Source organism: Massilia cavernae, assembly GCF_003590855.1.
GTDB lineage: Bacteria > Pseudomonadota > Gammaproteobacteria > Burkholderiales > Burkholderiaceae_D > Telluria_A > Telluria_A cavernae.
In genome coordinates this window covers 1-21111 of sequence record NZ_QYUP01000042.1, presented here as the reverse complement: position 1 = coordinate 21111, position 21111 = coordinate 1, and the positions used below count along the sequence as shown (strand labels likewise).

The following is a 21111-nucleotide window of genomic DNA, read 5'->3' as shown; positions in this document are numbered from 1 at the left end:
GCGGCATGACATCGCTTGGTTTCAAGGAGGAGGTCGCATGAATTCACGCAGCATGAGGATAATCACGCTGGCATTGGCGTGCCAGCTTGTTTCCGGCCCCAGCCTGGGCTCGGGGTTCAAGGACCCGCTCGAGCGTCCGTCGGCGATGATCGGCAGCCTGGCCCAGAACGCACGGCTGACCGCGATCGCACGCGGCGGCAAGCGGCTGATCGCCGCCGGGCCACGCGGCATGGTCCTGTTGTCGGACGACGAGGGAACGACCTGGAAGCAGGTCCAGGTGCCCTTGAGTTCCGACCTGGTAGCCCTGCATTTTCGTTCGGCCGAGCGCGGCTGGGCGGTCGGCCATGACGGGGTGATCCTGCACACCGCCGATGGCGGCCTGACCTGGTCGCGGCAGCTCGACGGGATCAAGGCCGCGGCCCTGATCGGCCGCCATTACGCCGGGCGCAACCTGGGCGCCGGGCCGGCCGACGTCAAGCTGCGCGAGGATGTCCAGCGCTTTGTCGACGACGGCGCCGACAAGCCTTTCCTCGATATCCTGTTCACCTCCGATACCGAGGGCTTTGCCGTCGGCGCGTTCAACCTGGCAATGCATACCACCGACGGCGGCAAGAGCTGGGAGCCGCTGATCGACCGCACCGAGAATCCGTCCGGTTTCCACCTGTATGCGCTGGCGCAGGCGGGCGGCGAACTGTACGCCGCCGGCGAGCAGGGCTTGCTGTTGCGATGGAATCGCGCCGCCGGCAAGTTCGACAGCGTTAAATCGCCTTACCGGGGCAGCTACTTCGGTCTTCTCGGCAAGGGCGACACGCTGTTCGCGTTCGGCTTGCAGGGCAAGGCTTTTCGCAGCAGCGACGCCGGCCAGAACTGGACCCAGCTGCGCGGCACCGGCAGTGCGTCCCTGACCGGCGCCACCGTGCTGCCGGACGGCCGGATCCTGTTCATCAGCCAGGGCGGCAAGTTGCTATTGAGCGCAGACGACGGCGAGACATTCTCCGAAGTTTCCGCACCGCGCCCCATGCCGTACTTCGGTGTGGCGCCGGCCAGCGGGCGAACCGTCGCAGTGGTCGGCAGCAACGGCGCCGCCACCATCGCACTTCCGTAACCGGCGCTACGCCCTGCACAAGGTAACCGACCAGCCATGACTCCCAATTCCCACATCGACATGCCGGTGGTGCATGCCATCGACAACTTCGACCAACGCTCGGGCAGCCTGCTCGAACGCCTGGTCTTCAACCATCGCCGGGTGTTCATCGCCCTGTGCATCATCCTCACCGTCTGGCTGGGCTTCCTGGCGACGCAATCGGTGGTCAACACCAGCTTCGACCGGATGATTCCGCAGAGTCATCCGTACATCAAGAATTACTTCGACAACCGCGACAAGCTCGGCGGACTCGGCAACGTGGTACGGGTGGTAATCGAAAACCCCCACGGCGATGTGTTCGACCCGGCCTTCCTGGAAACGACACGCAAGATCAACGACCAGCTGTTCCTGCTGCCCGGAGTCGACCGGGCCTGGATGAAGTCGATCTGGATGTCGGCGGTGCGCTGGACCGAAGTGACGGAGGAGGGTTTCCGCGGCGGACCGGTGATGCCTGAAAGCAGTGGCCTGACGCCGGAGTCGATCGAGAAGCTCAAGCACAACGTCCGTGCCGCCGGCATCGTCGGCAGCCTGGTCGGTACCGACTATAAATCCATCATGATCGTGGTGCCGCTGCTGGAGATCAACCCGGAAACCGGGCAGCGCCTTGACTACGGTCAGTTTGCCGGCCAGCTTGAGCAATTGCGGAAAGTCCACGAGGGCGCGGACGCCTCCGGCGTGCGGATCCAGATCATCGGCTTTGCCAAGCTGGTGGGCGACCTGATCGACGGCATGATCCAGGTCATGGCCTATTTCGGCATTGCCGCGGCGGTCGCCGCACTGGCGATTTATTACTATTCGCGCTGCGTGCGCAGTACGCTGCTGGTGCTTGGCTGTTCGTTGGTGGCAGTGGTGTGGCTGCTCGGCTGCATACGCCTGCTCGGCTTCGAGCTCGACCCGTATTCGGTGCTGGTGCCGTTCCTGGTGTTCGCGATCGGCGTCAGCCACGCGGCCCAGAAGATGAACGGCATCATGCAGGACGTCGGGCGAGGCACCCACAAATACATCGCTGCCCGCTACACTTTCCGGCGCCTGTTCCTCGCCGGCCTGACTGCGCTGGTGGCCGATGCGGTCGGGTTCGCGGTGCTGATGATCATCGATATTCCGGTCATCAAGGACCTGGCGGTGGCCGCCAGTATCGGTGTCGCGATCCTCATCTTCACCAATTTGCTGTTGCTGCCGGTGATGTTGTCGTACGTCGGCGTGAGCCACGAGGCGGCCCGGCGCAGCCTGGCCGAGGAAGGCAATGCGCGCGGCATGGGCCGGGCGTGGGGCGTGCTGGACCGCTTTACGACGCCGGTCTGGGCCTGGGCCACGATCGCGGTGTCGGCGCTGCTGGCCGTTGGCGGCTACATGGTTAGCCTGAACATGAAGATCGGCGACCTCGATCCGGGCGCGCCCGAGTTGCGGCTGGAATCCCGCTACAATCAGGATACGCTGTACGTCAACGGCCATTACACGGTGTCGAACGACCAGTTCGTGGTGATTGTCAAGACCGCCAACGACCGGTGCGCCGACTTCAAGGTCCTCAAGCAGGTCGAAGACCTGACCTTCGCGCTGCGCCAGGTGCCGGGGGTGAAGAACACGTCGGCGTTTTCGGACAATATCAAGGGGGCGGTGTCCGGCTTCCAGGAAGGCAATCCGAAGTGGCACACCGTCACCCGCAACAAGGGCATGCTGGGTACCGGAGCGCAATGGGTGAGCAGCGATAATCCCGATGTTGTCGACAAGGCCTGTTCGATCATCCCCGTGTTTGCCTACCTGGCCGACCACAAGGCCGATACCCTCGAGCGTGTGGTGGAGCGGGTTGAGCGCTTCGCGGTGGAGCAGAACGACGAGGACGTCCAGTTCCTGCTCGCGGCCGGTCCGGCCGGCATCGAGGCGGTGACCAATATCGTCGTCGCCAAGTCCAGCCGCACCATGCTGTACTGGGTCTACGGCGCGGTCATCTTGTTGTGCCTGATTACCTTCCGCAGCTGGCGCGCGACCATCGTTGCCGTGGTTCCGCTGATCATCACCTCGATCCTGTGCGAAGCGCTCATGGCGGTGCTGGGTATTGGCGTCAAGGTGGCGACCTTGCCCGTGATCGCGCTGGGCGTGGGGATCGGGGTCGACTACGCGCTCTACCTGCTGTCGGTGCAACTGGACAATCAGCGCGCCGGCATGCCGCTCAGGGAGGCCTACAAAAACGCGGTGGCGTTTACCGGCAAGGTGGTCGCGCTGGTCGGCATTACGCTTGCTGGCGGCGTGATCACCTGGGCCTGGTCGCCGATCAAGTTCCAGGCCGACATGGGCATCCTGCTGACCTTCATGTTCCTGTGGAATATGGTGGGTGCGCTGTTGCTGATCCCGGCCCTGTCGCACGTGTTGCTGGTGCCGCGCCTACGGAAACCCGCTGTCGAGGCGGCGCCGCCCAATCGATTGGCCGCCTGAGGCCGCACCGTTCCCCACGACAGGACAACAGCATGGTCAACGATCCCCTTGATCCTGAACTGCCGGCACTGATGGCGCGGATCGAACGCTACCGTACGCAGTACAACTTCCAGGGCGACATAGACCGCGCCGAGGTCGAGGACTTGTACCAGCGCGATGCCGATTTCACCGCCTTCGACATCGCGCCGCCACTTGGCGGCTACGTGGGCTGGGAGGCGTACTCCCAGGGCTGGTACAAGGTGATGAGCAAGTACCGCCAGATCAATTTCACGTTCCACGACGACTTGCGGATATTCCGGCGTGGCGAGGTGGCCTGGATGTCGGTCTCGGCCGACTGGTTCGGGCTCACTGTCGGCGGCGAGCAATTTCACAAGGAAATGCGGCTGACCCTGGTCTGGGTGCGCGGCGACGGCCACTGGCGCATCACGCATGAGCACGGGTCCAGCCCGCGCACGACCGCCCTGGCGGGTGGCGAGATCATCTGACTTTACACCACCAACGATAATCAACAGGAGCAACTATGACACGGATTGGCTACCTTGAAGAGCACGAGCAATATCGCAGGACGGCCCGGGCCTTCTTCGACCGCGAGCATGAACCCAACCTGCTGCGCTATGAAAAAGAGGGTGGGATCGACGCCGCGCTGTGGCGCAAGGCGGGCGAGGCCGGCCTGCTGGGCTCCTGTGTACCGGAAGAATACGGCGGCGCCGGCGGCGACTTCACCTACAACGTGATTCTCGCCGAGGAACTCGGGCGCACCGTCGGTTCGGCCACCACCGGAAGTTCGCTGATGGCGGACATCGCCACCCATATCCTGGTGGGCTTCGGCAACGATGCCCAAAAGCGGCGTTACCTGCCTGGCATCCTGAGCGGCGAGATCTCGCAGGCGATGCCGCTGACGGAACCCGATGTCGGCAGCGACGCCACCGCCATCAAGACCACCGCGATGCGTGACGGCGACGACTATGTTATCAATGGCGAGAAGTTCTTCATTTCGAACGGCAAATCGGCCAATGTGCTGTATGTCGTCGCCAAGACCGACCCGACCCAGCGCGGGCGCGGCATGAGCGTCATCATCGTCGACGCCGATACGCCAGGCGTGGAGCGGCGCAAGATCAAGATGATGGGTTGGGGTTGCGGCGATACGGGCGCCTTGTCGTTCAAGGATGTGCGCGTGCCAGTGAGTAACCTCATTGGCGCCGAAGGACAGGGGATGCAAATCCTGATGGGCACCTTCCTGGAAGACCGGCTGCAGATCGCAGGCCGCTGCCTTGGCGCCGCCAGCGCGGCGCTCGAGCTGACCCTGGCCTACGTGCGCGAGCGCAAGGTGTCCGGACAGCGGGTTATCGATTTCCAGAATTCCCAGTTTGCGCTGGCCGAAATCAAGACCGACATCGCGGTCGCCGAAGCGCTGCTCGATACCTGCATGGTCAAGTTCCGCGCAAAAGCGCTCAGCTTTGACGAGGGCGCCATGCTCAAGCTGTGGACGACCGAGATGGAAGGCCGGGTGCTCGACAAGTGCGTCCAGCTGTTCGGCGGCGCCGGCCTGATGGACGAAGCGCCGATCTCGCGGATGTACACCGCGGCCCGTATCCAGCGCGTCTACGCGGGCACCTCCGAGCTGCAGAAAGTCGCGATTGCAAAAGGCCTGTAACCCAGTCTGAGACGCAGCGCGGTCCCGGCATCCCTCCGAGGGAACCGGACCGCGCGGCGTCAGCGTTACGCCATCGGTTTTCACGGCAAAGCCGTTCAATCTTCGCGCCCGCCCTGTACGCCGCGCCGGCCGCAGAGACGCTCCCGCGATCGTATTGCCATACGGTCAGATCGATCCGCGCCTGAGTGGCCTCGATGTGGCGCGACATATCGGCAAGCTTGCTGCGGATGACCTGGTGCTGTCCGAGCTTCTTGCCAAACGTTCGGCCGCATTGCCGATCGTGGCGCGCACCACCTGCCTCGCACTGCGCGGGGGGGCTGGCCTTGGTCCTGCATCCGACCGATTACTCCTGAATGGCGCTTGCAAGCGGGTTGGCCGCGGCATAGTGGCGCACGCTCAGGCGCAGCGTGGTAATGAAGAGCAGTCCCGATATCAGCATGAAACCCGTCGAGATCGTCAGTGCCCAGCGCAGCGACGCCGCGCCGGCGACAGGCGCGAGCGCATCGCTTACCACGCCGATCGACAGCGGCAACAGGCCCTGGCCGATGATGGCGATCACCACGTTGCAGACCGCCGACGCGGTTCCCCTGGTGCTCGGCTCGCAGATATTCTGAACGGCCGCCAGGAAGGCCGGCGAGTAGCTGGTGCTGATCGCCATCGCCGCAAAGGTCAGGACCAGGGCAAGGGGCAGGTTCGGGCTCCACAATGCCAGGAGATAGAGCGGTATCAGCGTGAAGTTCGCCACCACGCACAAGATGAGAGGCTCGGCGAGGGATGTGCGTGCCATGCGGCTGCCGATCATTCCGCCCGCAATGACGCCGGCAAACAGGCCCAGCGCTGCCGTGGGGCCGAAGTACAGTCCGATCTGCTGAACCGTCAGGCCATGGGTTCGAATGAAGAACTGGGGCAGCCAGATCACCATGCCCAGGCTGCCGAAGGTGCCCATGGCAGCGGCGCTGCAGCCCCACACGAAAGCGCGGTTGGCGCGCAGCCGCTGCAGGCCTTCGCGGTAACTGAACAGCTGCGGCGGCGTCGTTTCAAAGCGGCCACGCGGCGGTTCACTCAGCAGCAGCAGGCCGCATAGCGCCAGGATCAGTCCCGGGATCGCGGCCACGATGAATACCGCCCGCCAGCCATACTGGACAGCGATCCAGCTTCCCAGAACGAAACTGAGGAACAGCCCGAACATGCCGCCGGCCGTGTAGATCGCCAGCGCAAACGTGCGGCGAACCGGCGGGTAATGGTCGCTGAGCAGCGACATGCCGGCCGGATTGGCCCCGCCTTCGCCAACGCCAACGCCGGCGCGCGCGAGCGCGAGAAGGGCGAAGCTCTGGGCCAGTCCGACCAGTGCGGTCATGATGCTCCATGCCGCCAGGGCGGAGCAAATGATGGTGCGCCGGTTATGGCGATCGGCAAGCCAGCCGAAGACCAGGCTCGATAGCGCGTACACCAGCACGAATGCGGGCCCGGCAAGCAGGCCATACTGGGTGTCGGTGAGGTTGAACTCATCCCGCAAGGGCTGGGATACCACCACGATCAGGGTGCGGTCATAGTAGTTGAGGAGATTGGTCACGGTCAGGATCGCCAGCGCAATGGCGGCCTTGCGCTGGGGCGATGACGTGGATGGCGCGGCGGACGCGAGCGTTTCGTTGTCGTTGGAAATCATGATTGGAGAATCGCCTTCAATAAACGGGATTAATCGACGACGCCGGCCGCGCGATGTCAGCTGGATCAGGCCGCTTCTGCGGGCTGGCTTAGCCATGCGGTTTCGTCATCGCTAAGCCCCCATTCGCGCAGCGCCGCGATGCCCTCGCTGTCGTCGGACGGCGGCGGGCAGGCGATTGCGCCCGCGGTGCGGCTGAAGCGCGGCGCCGGCATCGGCTGCTGGACGCCGCCCGGCGCACCGAAGGTTTTGCGCGCCGCCAAGTGGGGATAAGCGGCCGCTTCGTCGGGTGTGAGGACCGGCGTGGTGCAGGCATCCGAGCCGGCGAACACGGTTTCCCACTCGGTCAGGGTGCGGCTCTTGAACAGGTCGGCGAAGCGTTGCTTCATCGCGGGCCAGTGGGCGCGCTCATGCTGGCGCGGCAGCTGGGCCGGATCGAGCCCGAGTTTTTGCAGCAGGATGGCGTAGAACTGCGGCTCGATCGCGCCGACAGCCATGTAGCGGCCATCGGCCGTTGCGTAGACATCGTAGAAAGGCGCTCCACTATCGAGCAGGTTGGCGCCGCGCTCGTCGCTCCAGCGGTTCATCGCCCGATACCCGTGGATCTGGGTCGCGAGCAGGGCCGCGCCATCGACCATCGCCGCATCGATCACCTGTCCCTGCTGCGAGCGCGCCGCCTCGAGCAGGGCGCAGGCGACGCCATACGCCATCAGCATGCCGCCGCCGCCCATGTCCGCCACCAGATTCAGGTTCGGGCTGGGCGCTTCCGAAGCGCGCCCGCACAGGTGCAAGCTGCCGGAGATCGCGAAATAGTTGATGTCATGGCCGGCCATGTGCGCCATCGGCCCGGTCTGTCCCCAGCCGGTCATGCGCGCATAGACCAGGCGCGGATTGCGCGCCTGGCAGGCAGCGGGCCCGACCCCCAGGCGCTCCATCACGCCCGGCCGGAAGCCCTCGATCAGGACGTCGGCCGCCTCGGCCAGGCGCAGCAGCGTGGCCACGCCGTGCGCGTCCTTGAGATCGAGGGTGAGCGAGCGGCGGCCGCGATGCAGCGCGTTCTTGGCCGGGTCGATCGGCGGTACGTAGGGCGCCGCGCCGGCGCGTTCGATGCGCAACACGTCGGCCCCCATATCGGCCAGCATCATGGCGCAGAACGGCGCCGGCCCGACCCCGGAAACTTCAAGAACCTTGTAGCCCGCCAAGGGCCCCGATCGCTGCGTCATGTTGTTTTCTCCTGTTGGTTTTGCGGTACGCACGGGGTCATTCCCCCGCGCTTTCCGTCATATTAATCAGGAATTTTATCTTACGCTAGTGAATATTACGCTAGCGTGCTAATATTCCTTTCAGCCTGTCATGAAAGCAGGGGCCGGGGCCGGCGTCGGTCCGGGCAAGCGAACATCCAGTAAAAAAAGGAGACAGCATGTCGAGTGAAGACTTTCCATCTGGTATAGCCTTCGTTGCCGGCGGCAGCGGGGGAATCGGTGGCGCGATCGTGGAGGCGTTCGCGCGAGCAGGCTCCGACGTTGTATTTACCTACCGCAATGGCGCCGAGCGTGCCGAGCAGGTACGCGCGCGCGCCAGTGCCCATGGCGTCAAGGTCGAGGCGCGCCAGGTGCTGCTGGAAGAACCCGCGACCCTGACCGCGGCACTGGACCAGGTCGCCGCGTCGGGACGCCCGATCCACAGCTTCGTGTATGCCTCCGGGCCGCGCATCAAGGTCGGCTATGTCAGCGACCTCGAGGTCGAGGATTGGCGCTTCGCGCTGTCGCACGACAGCGAAGCATGCTTCACGTTCGCGAAAGCGGCGATCGCTTTCCTGAAGGCGCATCCGGCCGGCGCAGACAGCGCCGGCTCGATCACCGCCATTACCTCGTCACAGCGTTTCAAGCCCGAGGTGCGCGGTGTGCTGTCGGCCGCGCCGAAGGCGGCGATCGAGGCGCTGTTCATGGCCATTGCCAAGGAAAACGCCCGCTTCGGGATCCGCGCCAATATCATCCAGTCGGGGTGGGTGGCGGCGGGCCAGATCGGCGACGGCATGGAAGGCCAATTGAACGGCGAGGCGATGAAATCGATCCTGGGGCAGATTCCGATGCGCCGGCTCGGTTCGCCCAAGGAGGTCGCCGAGGGTGCGCTGTTCGTTTCTTCCGCCCGCGCCAGCTTCGTCACCGGGGCGACCCTGGTGATCGACGGCGGCATGCATCTGTGACGGAGCGGACATGCTGACCATCTATGGAAAACGGCAGAGCCGCGCCGGCCGCTGCCTGTGGGCGCTCGAGGAACTCGGGCTGCCTTATCGCCAGGTCGCGCTCGACCTGGCCAAGGGCGAGACGCGCAGTCCTGAGCACCTGAAACGCAACCCCCTCGGCAAGGTGCCGGTGCTGGCCGACGGCGACTTCCTGCTGACCGAATCGGTGGCGATCAACTATTATCTGGCGGCCAGGCAGTCGACGCCGCTGTGGCCGTCCGATCCGCATAGCGTGGCGCGCATCCACCAATGGTCGAGCTGGGCGACCACGGAAGTCGAATTCCATTTCACCGTCATGGTGCGGGAAATGCGCCGTGCCGCGGGAGGAGTCCCGAACAAGGCATTGATGGACGAGTGCCTGGCCGCCATCGGCATGACCTTTGCGCCGCTCGAAGCATGGCTGTCGAAGGGATCGCTGTTCGTCGCCTCGAACCGCTTCACGATCGGCGACATCAACGCCGCTTTCCCCATCATCGGTATCGCGCCGCGCATCGACATGACGCGCTTTCCCGCCATCGCCGCCTGGCTGGAGCGCTGCGTCGCGCGCCCGGCATGGCAGCGGGTGCAGGCGATCGACGAAGAGGCGCTGGCGCCCGAATCCAAGCTTGCCGTTTAATTTCCTATATAGAGGAGTGCCGGAATGAGCAAAACCCTGTCCCTGAAAGCAATATCGACACCGCAACAATCGAGCGCCGGGCTGGTCGACGGCGTGTTTACCCCTGAGCACCAGCAGTTTCGTGAAACCGTGCGTCGCTTTATCGCCAAGGAGATCGATCCCTACTACCTGGAGTGGGAGAAGACGCCGGAGGGCTATCCGAAGGAGCTGTGGAAGAAGGGCGCCGACGCCGGTTTCCTGGGGCTGTGCATCCCGGAACAGTACGGCGGTCCCGGCGGCGACTTGTTGTATACCGTGATCATGGGCGAGGAACTCGGCGCCACCGTGGCCGGATCGAGCGTGGGCTCGCTGTACTCGAACGACCTGCTGACGGCTATCCTGCTCCAGTTCGGCACCGAAGAGCAAAAGACGCAGTACTTCCCGGACATCCTGAACGGCGATATCGGTCAGGCGCTGGGCCTGACCGAGCCTGACGCCGGCAGCGACATCAATGCCATGCGCATGCGTGCGCGCAAGGACGGCGACGACTACCTGCTCAGCGGCCAGAAGGTGTACATCTCGGGCGGGATGAGCGCGAACCTGTTCTACATGGTGGCGCGCACCGACGACGACGTCGAGGCCGGGCGCGGGCGCATGACGATGTTCCTGGTCGACCTGCGCGACCAGGCGCAGGCCAAGGGCTTCGAGCGGCGCCGCTTGAATACCCTGGGCGAGAAAGCGGCCAACGTGGCCGAGCTGTTCCTCGACAACGTGCGGGTGCCGAAGAGCGCGATCCTGGGCCAGGAGGGCATGGGTTTGAAGCAGAACCTGGGCCATGTGTTCTCGTGCGACCGCACCATGATCGCGCTGCGTTCGCTGGCTGCGACGAAGTGCGCGTTCGACCTGACGGTCGAATTCACCAAATCACGCCAGGTCTTCGGCCAGCGCGTGTTCGATTTCCAGAACACGCAGTTCAAGCTGGCCGAGATGAAGGCGAACCTGGTGGTCGGCAGCGCCTTCCGCGAATCGCTGCTCAGGAAGCTGGTCGCCAACGAACTCGATCCTTTGACCGCCTCGGCCGCCAAGCTGTGGCTGACCGAAAACGAGTACAAGACCATCTCCGACTGCCTGCAGCTGCACGGCGGGTATGGCTACATGACCGAGAGCCCGATTTCGCGCCTGTTCACCTGGGCGCGGCTTGAAACGATTTACGCCGGCACCAGCGAAATCCAGAAGGCAACGATCGCCAAGTTCCTGTAACACCGCTGGCGGCCGCCTCCGCCGGGAGGTGGCTGCCAGCGCTGCTCGCCGCATGGCACGGCAAGGCCGCGCTTGAACACCCCCGGCGCACCGCCGAACTTCTTCTTTGACATCCATAGCGCCAGCGCCGAGTCCATGTAGCCGGCGTGGCACCCGTTGGCATGCTCGTCGATATGGCACTCACGGGCAGGGAAATCGTCTCCCCACCCAGGCTTTTTCTTCCTCGAAGTGCGCTCGGCATGGACCGCGAAGGCATCCAGCGCAGCCGGCAATTCCGGTTCGGCAAGCACTAGCAGGGCCTGCACCGGCGCCACGAACGCCTGGTGGGTCCGGTCCATCGGGTCATATCCGGGCAGATGAGTGTCGGTCCATTCGAACGCGCTTGCCGTACTTGCTGTGTCCATCAAAAAGAAGATGCGAACGCATCGTCAAACGCTTGCCGAAAAAATCGTAATGATGCATACTATATCTTATAGTAAGCAAGTGAACGATCTGCCTACGAACCATTTTAATTCGCATCGTCGTTATTCGAAAGGCCAGGAGCGTATGGTACCAAGATATATTTTTCCGAGGAGCATGACATGTTCCGCGAGGCGGTCCGCCGGTTTATTGCGACCGAAATCACGCCCTACCACCGCCAGTGGGAAAAAGAGGGGCTGGTATCGCGCGAAGTCTGGCTGAAGGCAGGCAGCGCCGGTTTCCTGTGTTCGAACGTGCCGGCCGAATTCGGCGGCGCCGGCGCCGATTTCAAGTACAACGCCATCTTTACCGAGGAGCTCGGACGGGCCGGCGCCACCGGGCCCGGTTTTTCCGTGCATTCCGACATGGCGGCGACCTACATCACCAACTTTGGCTCGGCGCAACAGAAAGCCAAATGGCTGCCCAGGATGGCGTCGGGGGAAGCGATCGCCGCGATCGGCCTGACCGAGCCGGGCGCCGGCAGCGACCTGAAGGCGATCAAGACCAGCGCCGTGCGCGACGGCGACGACTACGTCATCAACGGCCAGAAGGTGTACATCTCGAACGGCCAGTTGTGCGACATCGTCATTCTGGCGTGCAAGACCGACCCGGCGGCCGGCGCGCGCGGCATGACCTTCATCATTGTCGAGGCCGACCGGCCCGGCTTCGAGCGCGGGCGCAACCTCGAGAAGCTCGGGCTGAAAGCCCAGGACACCTCGGAACTGTTCTTCACCGACGTCCGGGTGCCGGTCTCTAACCGGATCGGCAACGAAGGCCAGGGCTTCGCCATTGCCATGCACAACCTGTCCGAGGAGCGCCTCAGCATTGCTGTGTCGGCGATCGGGGCGTGCGAGGGCATCCTCGCGTACACCATCGAGTACACCAAGGAGCGCAAGGTATTCGGCCAGTCGGTCGCCGAATTCCAGAATACGCGTTTCAAGATCGCCGAGATGTGCGCGCAGGTGCAGGCGCTGCGCGTGTTCGTCGACCGCTGCATCGAACTGGCGGTGGAAAAACAGCTTGATCCGACGACCGCCGCGATGGCCAAGATGCTGTGCGGCGAGCTGCAATGCAAGGTCGCCGATGAATGCCTGCAGTTCTACGGCGGCTATGGCTACATGATGGAATACCAGATCGCCCATGCGTATCTCGACGCGCGCATCCGGCGCATTGCCGGCGGCTCGTCCGAAGTGATGCGCGAAATTATCAGCCGCAAGGTATTTGCCTAGGAGAAGAAGACTATGGATTTCGATCTGAGCGAAGAACATCGCGCGATCCAGGAAAGCGTGCGGGGAATCACCCGCCGCTTCGGCGATGACTATTGGACCCGCGCCGAACAGGATGAGCGCTTTCCCGAGGAGTGGTACCAGGCCATGGCCGAGGGCGGCTGGCTGGGCGTCACCATGCCCGCCGAGTATGGCGGCGCCAACCTCGGCGTGCTCGAGGCGGCCGTCATGATGCACGCGGTGGCCAGCGGCGGCGGCGGCATGGCGGCAGTGTCCAGCATCCACATCAACCTGTTCGGGCCGCACCCGATCGTGGTGCTCGGCACGCCGGAACAAAAGCAGCGCTGGCTGCCGCCGCTGATCGCCGGCCGCCAGAAGGCGTGCTTCGGCGTCACCGAGCCCGATGCCGGCCTCGATACGACCAGCATTACCACCTTTGCAGCCAAGGTCGATGGCGGCTACCGGGTCAACGGCCGCAAGATGTGGACCTCGACCGCCCAGCAGGCGCACAAGATCATGTTGCTCACGCGCACTACGCCGAAGGAGCAGTGCCAGCGCCCGACCGACGGCATGACGCTGTTTTACACCGACCTCGACCGAACCAAGGTGGAGGTCAAGCGGATCCCGAAAATGGGGCGCATGGCGGTCGATTCGAATGCGGTGTTCATCGACGACCTGTTCATCCCCGACGCCGACCGGGTCGGCGAGGAAGGAAAGGGCTTCAATTATTTGCTGCATAGTCTCAATCCCGAGCGGGTGCTGGTCGGGATCGAAGCGGTGGGCATCGGCCAGGACGCCTTGCAGCGGGCCGCCAAGTATGCGCGCGAGCGGATCGTGTTCGGGCGCCCGATCGGCCAGAACCAGGGTATCGCCCACCCGCTGGCGGAACGCTGGGCGGCGCTGGAGGCGGCCTACCTGATGTGCCTGCGGGCGGCCTGGTTGTACGACCAGGGCAAGCCATGCGGGGCGGAAGCGAATGCGGCCAAGTTCCTGTCGGGCCGCGCCAGCTTCGAAGCGACCACCCAGGCCGTGCTGACCCACGGCGGCATGGGTTATGCGCGTGAATACCAGGTCGAGCGCCTGATGCGCGAATCGCTGCTGACCCGGATCGCACCAATCACCGAGCAGATGGTGCTATCTTTTATAGCAGAAAAAGTGCTTGGCCTGCCAAAATCATACTGACTTGCCCTTCGGGGATCACAACACACGGGACAACCATGGAACGCGGCATTACTTCTTTCGGGGCCTATATCCCCAACCTGAGGATCGAGCGGACGGCAATCGCCGCCGCGCACAGCTGGTCCTTCCCGTCCCTGAAGGCGCAGGCGAAGGGCGTACGCGCACTCGCCAACTGGGACGAAGACACCATCACCATGGGCGTCGAGGCCGCACGCGGGGTCAATTGCGCCGGTGTCGGCGCGATTGCCTTCGCATCGACCAACGCGCCGTTCGCCGACCTGCAGAACGCGACCCTGGTCGCCGCCGCGCTCGGCCTGCCGGCCGAGATCGCCACCACCGACGCCGGCGGCTCGCTGCGCGCGGGCAGCTCGGCCTTGCTCGCCGCACTGCGCAGCAGCAGCGCCGGCAACACCCTGGTGGTCGCCAGCGACGCCCGTTTCGCCAAGCCGGGCAGCGTGCAGGAAATGCAGTTTGGCGCCGGCGCCATCGCGCTGACGGTCGGCACCGAGAAGGTCATCGCCAAACTGCTGGGGGCGGCATCGCGCGCCGACCAGTTCGTCGATCACTTCCGCGCCATGGGCGACAAGTACGACTATTACTGGGAAGAGCGCTGGGTCCGCGATGAGGGCTACCTGAAAATCATTCCACCGGCCGTGGCGGCGGTGCTGGAGCAGGCCGGTATCGGCGCTGGCGCGATCGCGCATTTCTGCCTGCCCGGCACCTTGGGCGGCATTGCCGGCGCAGTCGCCAAGAAGCTCGGCATTGCAGCCGATGCCGTGGTCGACAACCTGGCTGCGCGCTGCGGCGACACCGGCACCGCCCACGGCTTGCTGATGCTGGGCGCGGCGCTGGAACGGGCCCGGCCCGGCGACAAGATCCTGCTGGTCACTTTCGGCGCCGGCTGCGATGCGCTGCTGTTCGAAGCGACCGAGGCCCTGGCCGATTACCGGCCGGCGCGCAGCGTGGCTGCCGCGCTGGCGGGCGGGCGCGCCGAGGCGCACTACACCAAGATGCTGTCGTTCCACGGCCAGATCGAGCTCGACTGGGGAATGCGCTCCGAAGGCGCCGAAAAGATTCCGCTCACCCAGCAGTACCGGGCGCGCGACCAGCTGGCCCGCTTTGCCGCTGGCGAGTGCGCGGACTGCGGCGCGGTGCAGTTCCCGCAACTGGCCAGCTGCGTCAACTGCGGATCGTTCGCACCGCTCACGCCGCGCCTGCTGAGCGACGAGCCGGCCAAGGTCGCCACCTACACCGCCGACTGGCTGCAATTCTATCCTGCGCCGCCGCTGTATTTCGGCCTCGTCCAGTTCGACAACGGCGCGCGGGTGATGATGGAGATGGTCGACGTCGACCCGGCCCAGCTCGAGGTCGGCACGCCGCTGCGCATGGTCTACCGCATCAAGAGTCGGGACGCCGAAAGGCATTACCACCGCTATTTCTGGAAAGCGACACCCATCGTGTCGAAAGGAGACTAACGTCATGGCTACAGGAATCAAAAACAAGGTTGCCATCATCGGCATGGGCTGCACCAAGTTCGGCGAACGCTGGGATGCCGGCACCGAACACCTGCTGGTGGAAGCATTTCGCGAGGCGCTGGCCGATGCCGGCATCGAGCGCGGCCAGATCGAAGCGGCATGGTATGGCTCGTGCCTGGACAGCGTCAACGTCGGCAATTCGGCGATTCCAGCGGCCATGGCGCTGCGGCTCGAAGGCATCCCGGTGACCCGGGTTGAAAACATGTGCGCCACCGGTACCGAAGCATTGCGCGGAGCGGCCTATGCGGTCGCGTCGGGCGCGGTCGACATCGCGCTGGCGATCGGCGCCGAAAAGCTCAAGGATACCGGCTACGGCGGCCTGCCGGTGCCGTTCAAGGGCACGCTCAACAGCAGCTGGATGCCGCTCGGTTCGGCGCCGGCCGGCTTCGCCCAGCTGGCCGCTGCCTACCGCGCCAAGTACGGCATCTCCAAGGAAGACCTGAAGATGGCGCTGGCGCGGATTTCATGGAAAAGCCACAAGAACGGCGTCAAGAGCCCGAAGGCCCATATCCGCAAGGAGGTGTCGATCGAGGATATCCTGCGCGCCCCGATGATTGCCGAGCCGCTCGGGCTGTACGACTGCTGCGGCGTGTCGGACGGCGCCGCCTGCGCGATCGTGACCACGCCGGAGATCGCGCGCGCGCTGGGCAAGCGCGATCCGGTGACGATCAAGGCGCTGCAGCTGTCGATCAGCGCCGGGCGCGAATCGGGCACCGCGCAGTGGGACGGCAGCTATGTGCCGAACACCCGCAACGCCGCCAGGCGCGCCTACCAGGAAGCCGGCATCACCGATCCGCGCAAGGAGCTGAGCCTGATCGAAGTGCACGACTGCTTCTCGGTCACCGAGCTGGTGACCATGGAAGACCTGGGCATCTCGCAGGACGGCGAAGCCGTCAAGGATGTGCTCGACGGCTTCTACGACGCCGACGGCCAGGTTCCGTGCCAGATCGACGGCGGCCTGAAATGCTTCGGCCATCCAATCGGCGCTTCCGGCCTGCGCATGGTGTACGAGAATTACCTCCAGCTGCAGGGCCGGGCCGGCGAGCGCCAGCTGGACGACGTGCGCTTCGGCCTGAGCCACAACCTGGGCGGTGTCCCTTTCAACGGCGTTGCGGCGATTACCATCGTCGGCCGCCTCAACGACTAAGGAGCGGCCATGGCTGGTCTGTATTTTGAAGAGTTCCAGGTCGGGCAGGTATTCAAGCATCCGATACGGCGCACCGTGACCGAGGCGGACAACGTCTTTTTCACGGCGCTGACGCACAATCCGGCGGCGCTGCACCTCGACGAGGAATACTGCCGCGAACACACGGAATTCGGCACGCGGATTGTCAACAGCGCGTTCACGCTCGGACTGATGGTCGGCATTTCGGTCGGCGACACCACGCTCGGCACGACGGTCGCCAACCTGGGCTGGGATGAAGTGCGCTTTCCGCAGCCGCTGTTCCATGGCGATACGGTGCGCGTCGAGAGCGAGGTGGTCGATTTGCGCGACAGCAAGTCGCGCCCGGCAAACGGCATCACCACCTTCGAGCACCGCGCCTTCAACCAGAAGAACGCGCTGGTGGCCACCTGCAAACGCTCGGCGCTGATGCTGCGCAAGCCGGAGGCCTGATGTATCGCTCAATGCTGTTTGTCCCCGGCGATAGCGAGTCCAAGATCGCCAAATCGGAGCAGGTGGCGCCGGACGCCATCATTCTCGACCTGGAAGATGCGGTCGCACCGGCCAACAAGGCGCGCGCGCGCGGCACCGTGCGCGACTACCTGCTGGCGACCAGAGGACGGCGCACGCGCGCCGTCTACGTGCGCATCAACCCGCTCGCCACCGAGCAGGCGCTGGGCGACCTGGCCGCCGTCATGCAAGGCGCGCCGGACGGCATCGTGCAACCGAAGGCCGGCTCGCCGGCCGAAGTGCGCAAGCTCGGCTATTACCTCGATGCCTACGAAACCCAGTTCGGCATCCAGCCAGGAAGCACCCGCATCCTGCCGGTGGCGACCGAAAGCCCCGAGGCCATGTTTGCGCTGGGCGCCTATGCGCAGGTCGGGCCGCGCCTGGCCGCGCTGACGTGGGGGGCGGAAGACCTCAGCGCGGCGATCGGCGCCATCACCAACAAGGGCGGGCATGGCGAGTGGAGCGCCCCGTACATGCTGGCCCGCTCGCTGTGCCTGTTCGCCGCGTCGGCGGCCAGGGTGGGCGCGATCGATACGCTGTACGCCGACTTCCGCGACAGCGCCGGCCTGGCCGCCAGCGCCGGGCGCGCCCGGCGCGACGGCTTCGCCGGCAAGATCGCGATTCATCCGGCGCAGGTCGAGGTGATCAACCAGGCCTTCACGCCGTCCGCCGACGAGCTGGCCCATGCGCGGCGGGTGGTGGGCGCCTTTGTCGACAATCCGGGCGCCGGCACGCTCAGCCTGGACGGCTCGATGCTCGACATGCCGCACCTGATCCAGGCCCAGAAAATCATCGCGCTCGCGGCGCGATCCTAAACCAATCCACTCACTTATCCCAGGAGAGAGCCATGAATCTCGACCAGGTCGTACGCCGCCATTTTCCTGACACCGAGGCCCGCTACACGGCCAAGGATTCGATCCTGTATGCGCTGGGGGTCGGCTTCGGCGCCGAACCGCTCGACCCGCAGCACCTGCGTTACCTGTATGAAGAAGGCCTGCTTGCCGCGCCGACCTTTGCCAACGTGCTCGGGCATGCCGGCTTCTGGGCGCGCGAGCCGGAATACGGCATCGACTGGCGCAAGCTGCTGCACGCCGAACAAAGGCTGACCATGCACGCGCCGCTGCCGGCGCACGGAACGGTCATCGGCCGCCACGACGTGATGGGGGTGCGCGACAAGGGGGAACGCTCCGGCGCGTTGCTGTACCAGCGCAAGAGCGTGACCGACGCTGCATCCGGCCAGCCTATCTGTTCGGTGGTGACGACCCTGATGTTGCGCGGCGATGGAGGCTGCGGCGACCATGGCGCGGCGCCGCCGGAGCTGGAACCGCTTCCGGAGGGCGCGCCGGAGCTGGTGCTCGAGGTCCAGACGCTGGAGATCTCGCCGCTGATCTACCGCCTTAGCGGCGACCTGAACCCGCTCCACATCGATCCCGAGATCGCCCGGATCGCCGGCTTCGAACGGCCGATCCTTCACGGCCTGTGCACCAAGGGTTTCGCCGGCTATGCGCTGCTCAAGGCCTATTGCGACTTCGAGCCGGGCCGGCTGAAGTCGATGGCTTTACGGTTCAGCAAGCCGGTGCTGCCGGGCGACCGCATCCGCTTCGAGTTCTGGCAGCCGCAGCCCGGGCTGGTGCGCTTCCGCGCCACGGTGCCGGCGCGCGAACAGGTGGTGCTCGACCGCGGAACAGCCGAGGTCGCATGAGCGGCGCAATGCAGGAACGACGCGCCTGGCAACGGGAAGCTAAGGTGATGACGCTTCCCCGTTTGCTCGCCAACATGACGACCCGATTCGACTTGTGAATATCTGGTATCGTATTTCCGCGCACCCCGCATTTCCTTCCATGGCGGCCGCCACAACCTGCCGCCACAGCCCCGCTTGATTACCGTCCAGAGTGCGCATTCCGGCCAGGCGCCGGTATACCCAGTTGCTGCACCAATGCCATCAAAAAATTAGTATGCAAGATCACGATACGCATGTATTATTAGTTTGAAGGTGCAGCCAGGCTGCACCGCTGTGGATTAATTCGTCAAAGGGGACTGAAAATGAAGATGTGTGAGGGACGTGTCGCGATCGTGACGGGAGCCGGCCGCGGCGTTGGTCGTGCGTACGCACTGATGCTGGCAAAACATGGCGCGAAGGTGGTCGTCAACGACCTCGGGTCGGCGGCCAATGGCGTGGGGGCGGACATCTCGCCGGCCCAGGAAGTGGTCGACGAGATCATCGCGGCCGGCGGCGAAGCGATCGTCGATGGTTCGGACGTGTCCGACTGGACGCAGTCGAAAGCCATGATCGACGGCGCCATTGCGCGCTTTGGCAAACTGGACATCCTGGTCAACAATGCCGGCATCCTGCGCGACCGCATGATGGTCAACATGACTGAAGACGACTGGGACAGCGTCATCAAGGTTCACCTGAAGGGGACCTTCGCGCCATCCCACCATGCCGCCAACTACTGGCGCACCGAGAGCAAGGCCGGGCGCCAGATCGACGCGCGCCTGATTAACACCACCTCGGCGTCCGGCCTGTTCGGCAATATCGGCCAGGCCAACTACGCCGCCGCCAAGGCCGGCATCGCGTCGTTCTCGATCGTCGTGGCGCGCGAACTCGAGCGCATCGGCGTCACCGTCAACGCCATCGGGCCGCGCGCGCAAACGCGCATGACCGAAGGCTTGCGCGAGGTGTCGGAGGAGGCGTTGCTGCGCCGCGATCCGGAGTGGATTGCCGCGCTCGTCACCTGGCTCGCCAGCCCGGAGGCCAAGGACGTCACCGGCCGCGTGTTCGAGGCATGGGGATACGGCTATTCGGTTGCCGAGGGCTGGACGCACGGCCCGATCACCGCTGCCCAGCGCGAGGCCGAGGAAGTCGGGCAGGGCGTGCGCCGCATCCTGGCGGCAGCGCGCTCGAACGCCGGTATCGAACGCGATTCCTGGCAACAGCCGTAACCGGGACGGCGCGACCATGAAAGCGGTACGCATCCATGAGTACGGCGGCCCCGAGGTCCTGCGCTACCAGGAAGTCGCTGCGCCGCTGGCGGCTCCCGGCGAGGTACTGGTCCGGGTCAGGGCGGCCAGCGTCAACCCGGTTGACTGGAAGATCCGCAGCGGTGGCGCACGCGCCATCGTCGACTATCCGATGCCGTTCATTCCCGGCGGCGACCTGGCCGGGGTGGTCGAGGCGGTGGGCGATGGCGTCGACGGCTTTGCCCGCGGCGACGCCGTCTTCGCGCTGCTTGGACTGGTCGGTGCGTGCGCCGAACTGGTCGCCGTCGACGCGGCGAAGGTGGCGCGCAAACCGGCCGGGCTCAGTTTCGAAGAAGCGGCGTCGCTGCCGCTGGCCGCGCTGACCGCCTGGCAGGGCCTGTTGGGCGACGGACGTGACTGCGCCGGCAAGCATGTGCTGGTCCACAATGCCGCCGGCGGCGTTGGCAGCCTCGCGGTCCAGATCGCCAAGGCGAAGGGCGCCACGGTGCTGGCCACCGCGTCCGCCGCGAACGCCGATTTCGTGCGCGCGCTCGGCGCCGACGAGGTGGTCGATTTCCGCACCTCGCCGGTGGCGGGACGGGCGGCCGACGTCGACGTGCTGCTCGACCTGGTCGGCAACGAGCAGGCGCTCGCGCTGTGGGCGCTGGTCAAGCCGGGCGGCGTGGTGATCCGGATTGCCGGCGGCGCCGATGCGGCCGCACTGGCCGAGCAGGGCGGACTGACCATCGTCAAGACGCGCGTCAAGCCCGATGGCATCCAACTGGCCGAGATTGGCGCGCTGGTGGAATCGGGCAAGATCCGGCCGGTCGTTGCCGCCGTCTATCCGCTGGCCGAGATCGCGGCGGCTCACGAGGCGAGCAAGGGCGGCCACACCCGCGGCAAGGTGGTGCTTCAGGTCGGTCCGCAGACGTAAGGCCCGCGGGCACGCGCTGATGCGCGCGCACCGCGATGTTGAATGGCTTGCAATCAGCTTTATACGAGAAGGATGAAAAATGAGACAAGATAAGATGGAACCGGTGGGACTGGTCAACGTCGACACGGACAAGCGTACCTTTCGCGTCCACCGC

19 protein-coding genes and 1 pseudogene are annotated in these 21111 nt (G+C 65.1%); 16 read left to right on the top strand and 4 right to left on the bottom strand.

The annotated features are described in order from the left end of the window. Positions 1 to 37: 37 nt before the first annotated feature. The 4 genes from D3872_RS04455 to D3872_RS04440 are packed head-to-tail and all read left to right on the top strand — an operon-like array spanning position 38 to position 5228. Complete coding sequence (locus D3872_RS04455) at positions 38 to 1105, top strand: WD40/YVTN/BNR-like repeat-containing protein (RefSeq protein WP_119809662.1); 1068 nt, start codon at positions 38 to 40, stop codon at positions 1103 to 1105. A 36-nt stretch (positions 1106 to 1141) separates the two neighbouring features. Continuing rightward, positions 1142 to 3574 (top strand): efflux RND transporter permease subunit, encoded by a 2433-nt coding sequence (locus D3872_RS04450; RefSeq protein ID WP_229459160.1) that lies wholly within the window; start codon positions 1142 to 1144, stop codon positions 3572 to 3574. A 32-nt stretch (positions 3575 to 3606) separates the two neighbouring features. Continuing rightward, complete coding sequence (locus D3872_RS04445; protein ID WP_119809661.1) at positions 3607 to 4059, top strand: YybH family protein; 453 nt, start codon at positions 3607 to 3609, stop codon at positions 4057 to 4059. 35 nt (positions 4060 to 4094) lie between these two features. Then, the gene (locus tag D3872_RS04440) at positions 4095 to 5228 is read left to right on the top strand and encodes an acyl-CoA dehydrogenase family protein (protein ID WP_119809660.1); all 1134 of its coding nucleotides are present in this window, start codon (positions 4095 to 4097) and stop codon (positions 5226 to 5228) included. Positions 5229 to 5364: 136 nt separating this feature from the next. Here D3872_RS04440 and D3872_RS27385 read toward each other — a convergent pair. From D3872_RS27385 to D3872_RS04425, 3 genes and pseudogenes are all read right to left on the bottom strand, one after another. Next, a pseudogene (locus D3872_RS27385) lies at positions 5365 to 5481 on the bottom strand (hypothetical protein); the annotation flags it as partial. 90 nt (positions 5482 to 5571) lie between these two features. Then, positions 5572 to 6894: a spinster family MFS transporter gene (locus tag D3872_RS04430; protein ID WP_182915677.1), complete on the bottom strand. Its 1323-nt coding sequence runs from the start codon at positions 6892 to 6894 to the stop codon at positions 5572 to 5574. Between the two features lie 65 nt (positions 6895 to 6959). Beyond that, positions 6960 to 8114, bottom strand: coding sequence for a CaiB/BaiF CoA transferase family protein (locus D3872_RS04425; protein ID WP_119809670.1), 1155 nt, complete (start codon positions 8112 to 8114; stop codon positions 6960 to 6962). A 197-nt stretch (positions 8115 to 8311) separates the two neighbouring features. On the opposite strand from D3872_RS04425, the gene D3872_RS04420 reads away from it, so the two are divergent. Genes D3872_RS04420 through D3872_RS04410 form a run of 3 tightly spaced genes read left to right on the top strand, consistent with a single transcriptional unit; the run spans position 8312 to position 10991 of the window. Beyond that, entirely contained in the window at positions 8312 to 9097 is a 786-nt protein-coding gene (locus tag D3872_RS04420; protein WP_119809658.1) for an SDR family NAD(P)-dependent oxidoreductase, read from the top strand. A gap of 10 nt (positions 9098 to 9107) precedes the next feature. Then, positions 9108 to 9752: a glutathione S-transferase family protein gene (locus tag D3872_RS04415; protein WP_119809657.1), complete on the top strand. Its 645-nt coding sequence runs from the start codon at positions 9108 to 9110 to the stop codon at positions 9750 to 9752. 24 nt (positions 9753 to 9776) lie between these two features. Then, on the top strand, positions 9777 to 10991 hold the full coding sequence (locus tag D3872_RS04410) for an acyl-CoA dehydrogenase family protein (protein WP_119809656.1): 1215 nt from the start codon (positions 9777 to 9779) through the stop codon (positions 10989 to 10991). On the opposite strand, the gene D3872_RS04405 is transcribed toward D3872_RS04410, so the two are convergent. Further along, entirely contained in the window at positions 10940 to 11329 is a 390-nt protein-coding gene (locus D3872_RS04405) for a hemerythrin domain-containing protein (RefSeq protein WP_220476882.1), read from the bottom strand. The two genes, D3872_RS04410 and D3872_RS04405, sit on opposite strands and share 52 nt — an antisense overlap. 219 nt (positions 11330 to 11548) lie before the next feature. Between D3872_RS04405 and D3872_RS04400 the strand changes: the two genes are divergently transcribed. From D3872_RS04400 to D3872_RS04360, 9 genes are all read left to right on the top strand, one after another. Beyond that, a complete protein-coding gene (locus D3872_RS04400) occupies positions 11549 to 12679 on the top strand; it encodes an acyl-CoA dehydrogenase family protein (protein ID WP_274381689.1) in 1131 nt (376 codons plus the stop codon). Between the two features lie 12 nt (positions 12680 to 12691). Continuing rightward, on the top strand, positions 12692 to 13858 hold the full coding sequence (locus tag D3872_RS04395; protein WP_119809654.1) for an acyl-CoA dehydrogenase family protein: 1167 nt from the start codon (positions 12692 to 12694) through the stop codon (positions 13856 to 13858). A gap of 35 nt (positions 13859 to 13893) precedes the next feature. Continuing rightward, positions 13894 to 15330 (top strand): 3-oxoacyl-[acyl-carrier-protein] synthase III C-terminal domain-containing protein, encoded by a 1437-nt coding sequence (locus tag D3872_RS04390; protein WP_119809653.1) that lies wholly within the window; start codon positions 13894 to 13896, stop codon positions 15328 to 15330. Between the two features lie 4 nt (positions 15331 to 15334). After that, positions 15335 to 16537 (top strand): acetyl-CoA acetyltransferase, encoded by a 1203-nt coding sequence (locus tag D3872_RS04385; RefSeq protein ID WP_119809652.1) that lies wholly within the window; start codon positions 15335 to 15337, stop codon positions 16535 to 16537. 9 nt (positions 16538 to 16546) lie between these two features. Continuing rightward, positions 16547 to 17005 carry a MaoC family dehydratase gene (locus tag D3872_RS04380; protein WP_119809651.1) on the top strand — a complete coding sequence of 153 codons (459 nt, stop codon included), beginning with the start codon at positions 16547 to 16549 and terminating at the stop codon, positions 17003 to 17005. Continuing rightward, entirely contained in the window at positions 17005 to 17877 is an 873-nt protein-coding gene (locus D3872_RS04375) for an HpcH/HpaI aldolase/citrate lyase family protein (protein ID WP_229459159.1), read from the top strand. Before D3872_RS04380 ends, D3872_RS04375 begins: the two co-directional genes overlap by 1 nt. A 32-nt stretch (positions 17878 to 17909) precedes the next feature. Further along, positions 17910 to 18764, top strand: a complete 855-nt coding sequence (locus tag D3872_RS04370; protein ID WP_119809650.1) for a MaoC/PaaZ C-terminal domain-containing protein — start codon at positions 17910 to 17912, stop codon at positions 18762 to 18764. A 341-nt stretch (positions 18765 to 19105) separates the two neighbouring features. Continuing rightward, the gene (locus D3872_RS04365; RefSeq protein ID WP_220476880.1) at positions 19106 to 20005 is read left to right on the top strand and encodes an SDR family oxidoreductase; all 900 of its coding nucleotides are present in this window, start codon (positions 19106 to 19108) and stop codon (positions 20003 to 20005) included. Positions 20006 to 20021: 16 nt separating this feature from the next. After that, complete coding sequence (locus D3872_RS04360; RefSeq protein WP_119809649.1) at positions 20022 to 20957, top strand: NADP-dependent oxidoreductase; 936 nt, start codon at positions 20022 to 20024, stop codon at positions 20955 to 20957. The last annotated feature ends 154 nt before the right edge of the window (positions 20958 to 21111 follow it).

What these genes read in the sequence shown, in the direction of transcription:
- D3872_RS04455 (WP_119809662.1), top strand. Translation starts at nt 38, where the DNA reads ATGAATTCACGCAGCATGAGGATAATCACGCTGGCATTGGCGTGCCAG.
- D3872_RS04450 (WP_229459160.1), top strand. Translation starts at nt 1,142, where the DNA reads ATGACTCCCAATTCCCACATCGACATGCCGGTGGTGCATGCCATCGAC.
- D3872_RS04445 (WP_119809661.1), top strand. Translation starts at nt 3,607, where the DNA reads ATGGTCAACGATCCCCTTGATCCTGAACTGCCGGCACTGATGGCGCGG.
- D3872_RS04440 (WP_119809660.1), top strand. Translation starts at nt 4,095, where the DNA reads ATGACACGGATTGGCTACCTTGAAGAGCACGAGCAATATCGCAGGACG.
- D3872_RS04430 (WP_182915677.1), bottom strand. Translation starts at nt 6,894, where the DNA reads ATGATTTCCAACGACAACGAAACGCTCGCGTCCGCCGCGCCATCCACG.
- D3872_RS04425 (WP_119809670.1), bottom strand. Translation starts at nt 8,114, where the DNA reads ATGACGCAGCGATCGGGGCCCTTGGCGGGCTACAAGGTTCTTGAAGTT.
- D3872_RS04420 (WP_119809658.1), top strand. Translation starts at nt 8,312, where the DNA reads ATGTCGAGTGAAGACTTTCCATCTGGTATAGCCTTCGTTGCCGGCGGC.
- D3872_RS04415 (WP_119809657.1), top strand. Translation starts at nt 9,108, where the DNA reads ATGCTGACCATCTATGGAAAACGGCAGAGCCGCGCCGGCCGCTGCCTG.
- D3872_RS04410 (WP_119809656.1), top strand. Translation starts at nt 9,777, where the DNA reads ATGAGCAAAACCCTGTCCCTGAAAGCAATATCGACACCGCAACAATCG.
- D3872_RS04405 (WP_220476882.1), bottom strand. Translation starts at nt 11,329, where the DNA reads ATGGACCGGACCCACCAGGCGTTCGTGGCGCCGGTGCAGGCCCTGCTA.
- D3872_RS04395 (WP_119809654.1), top strand. Translation starts at nt 12,692, where the DNA reads ATGGATTTCGATCTGAGCGAAGAACATCGCGCGATCCAGGAAAGCGTG.
- D3872_RS04390 (WP_119809653.1), top strand. Translation starts at nt 13,894, where the DNA reads ATGGAACGCGGCATTACTTCTTTCGGGGCCTATATCCCCAACCTGAGG.
- D3872_RS04385 (WP_119809652.1), top strand. Translation starts at nt 15,335, where the DNA reads ATGGCTACAGGAATCAAAAACAAGGTTGCCATCATCGGCATGGGCTGC.
- D3872_RS04380 (WP_119809651.1), top strand. Translation starts at nt 16,547, where the DNA reads ATGGCTGGTCTGTATTTTGAAGAGTTCCAGGTCGGGCAGGTATTCAAG.
- D3872_RS04375 (WP_229459159.1), top strand. Translation starts at nt 17,005, where the DNA reads ATGTATCGCTCAATGCTGTTTGTCCCCGGCGATAGCGAGTCCAAGATC.
- D3872_RS04370 (WP_119809650.1), top strand. Translation starts at nt 17,910, where the DNA reads ATGAATCTCGACCAGGTCGTACGCCGCCATTTTCCTGACACCGAGGCC.
- D3872_RS04365 (WP_220476880.1), top strand. Translation starts at nt 19,106, where the DNA reads ATGAAGATGTGTGAGGGACGTGTCGCGATCGTGACGGGAGCCGGCCGC.
- D3872_RS04360 (WP_119809649.1), top strand. Translation starts at nt 20,022, where the DNA reads ATGAAAGCGGTACGCATCCATGAGTACGGCGGCCCCGAGGTCCTGCGC.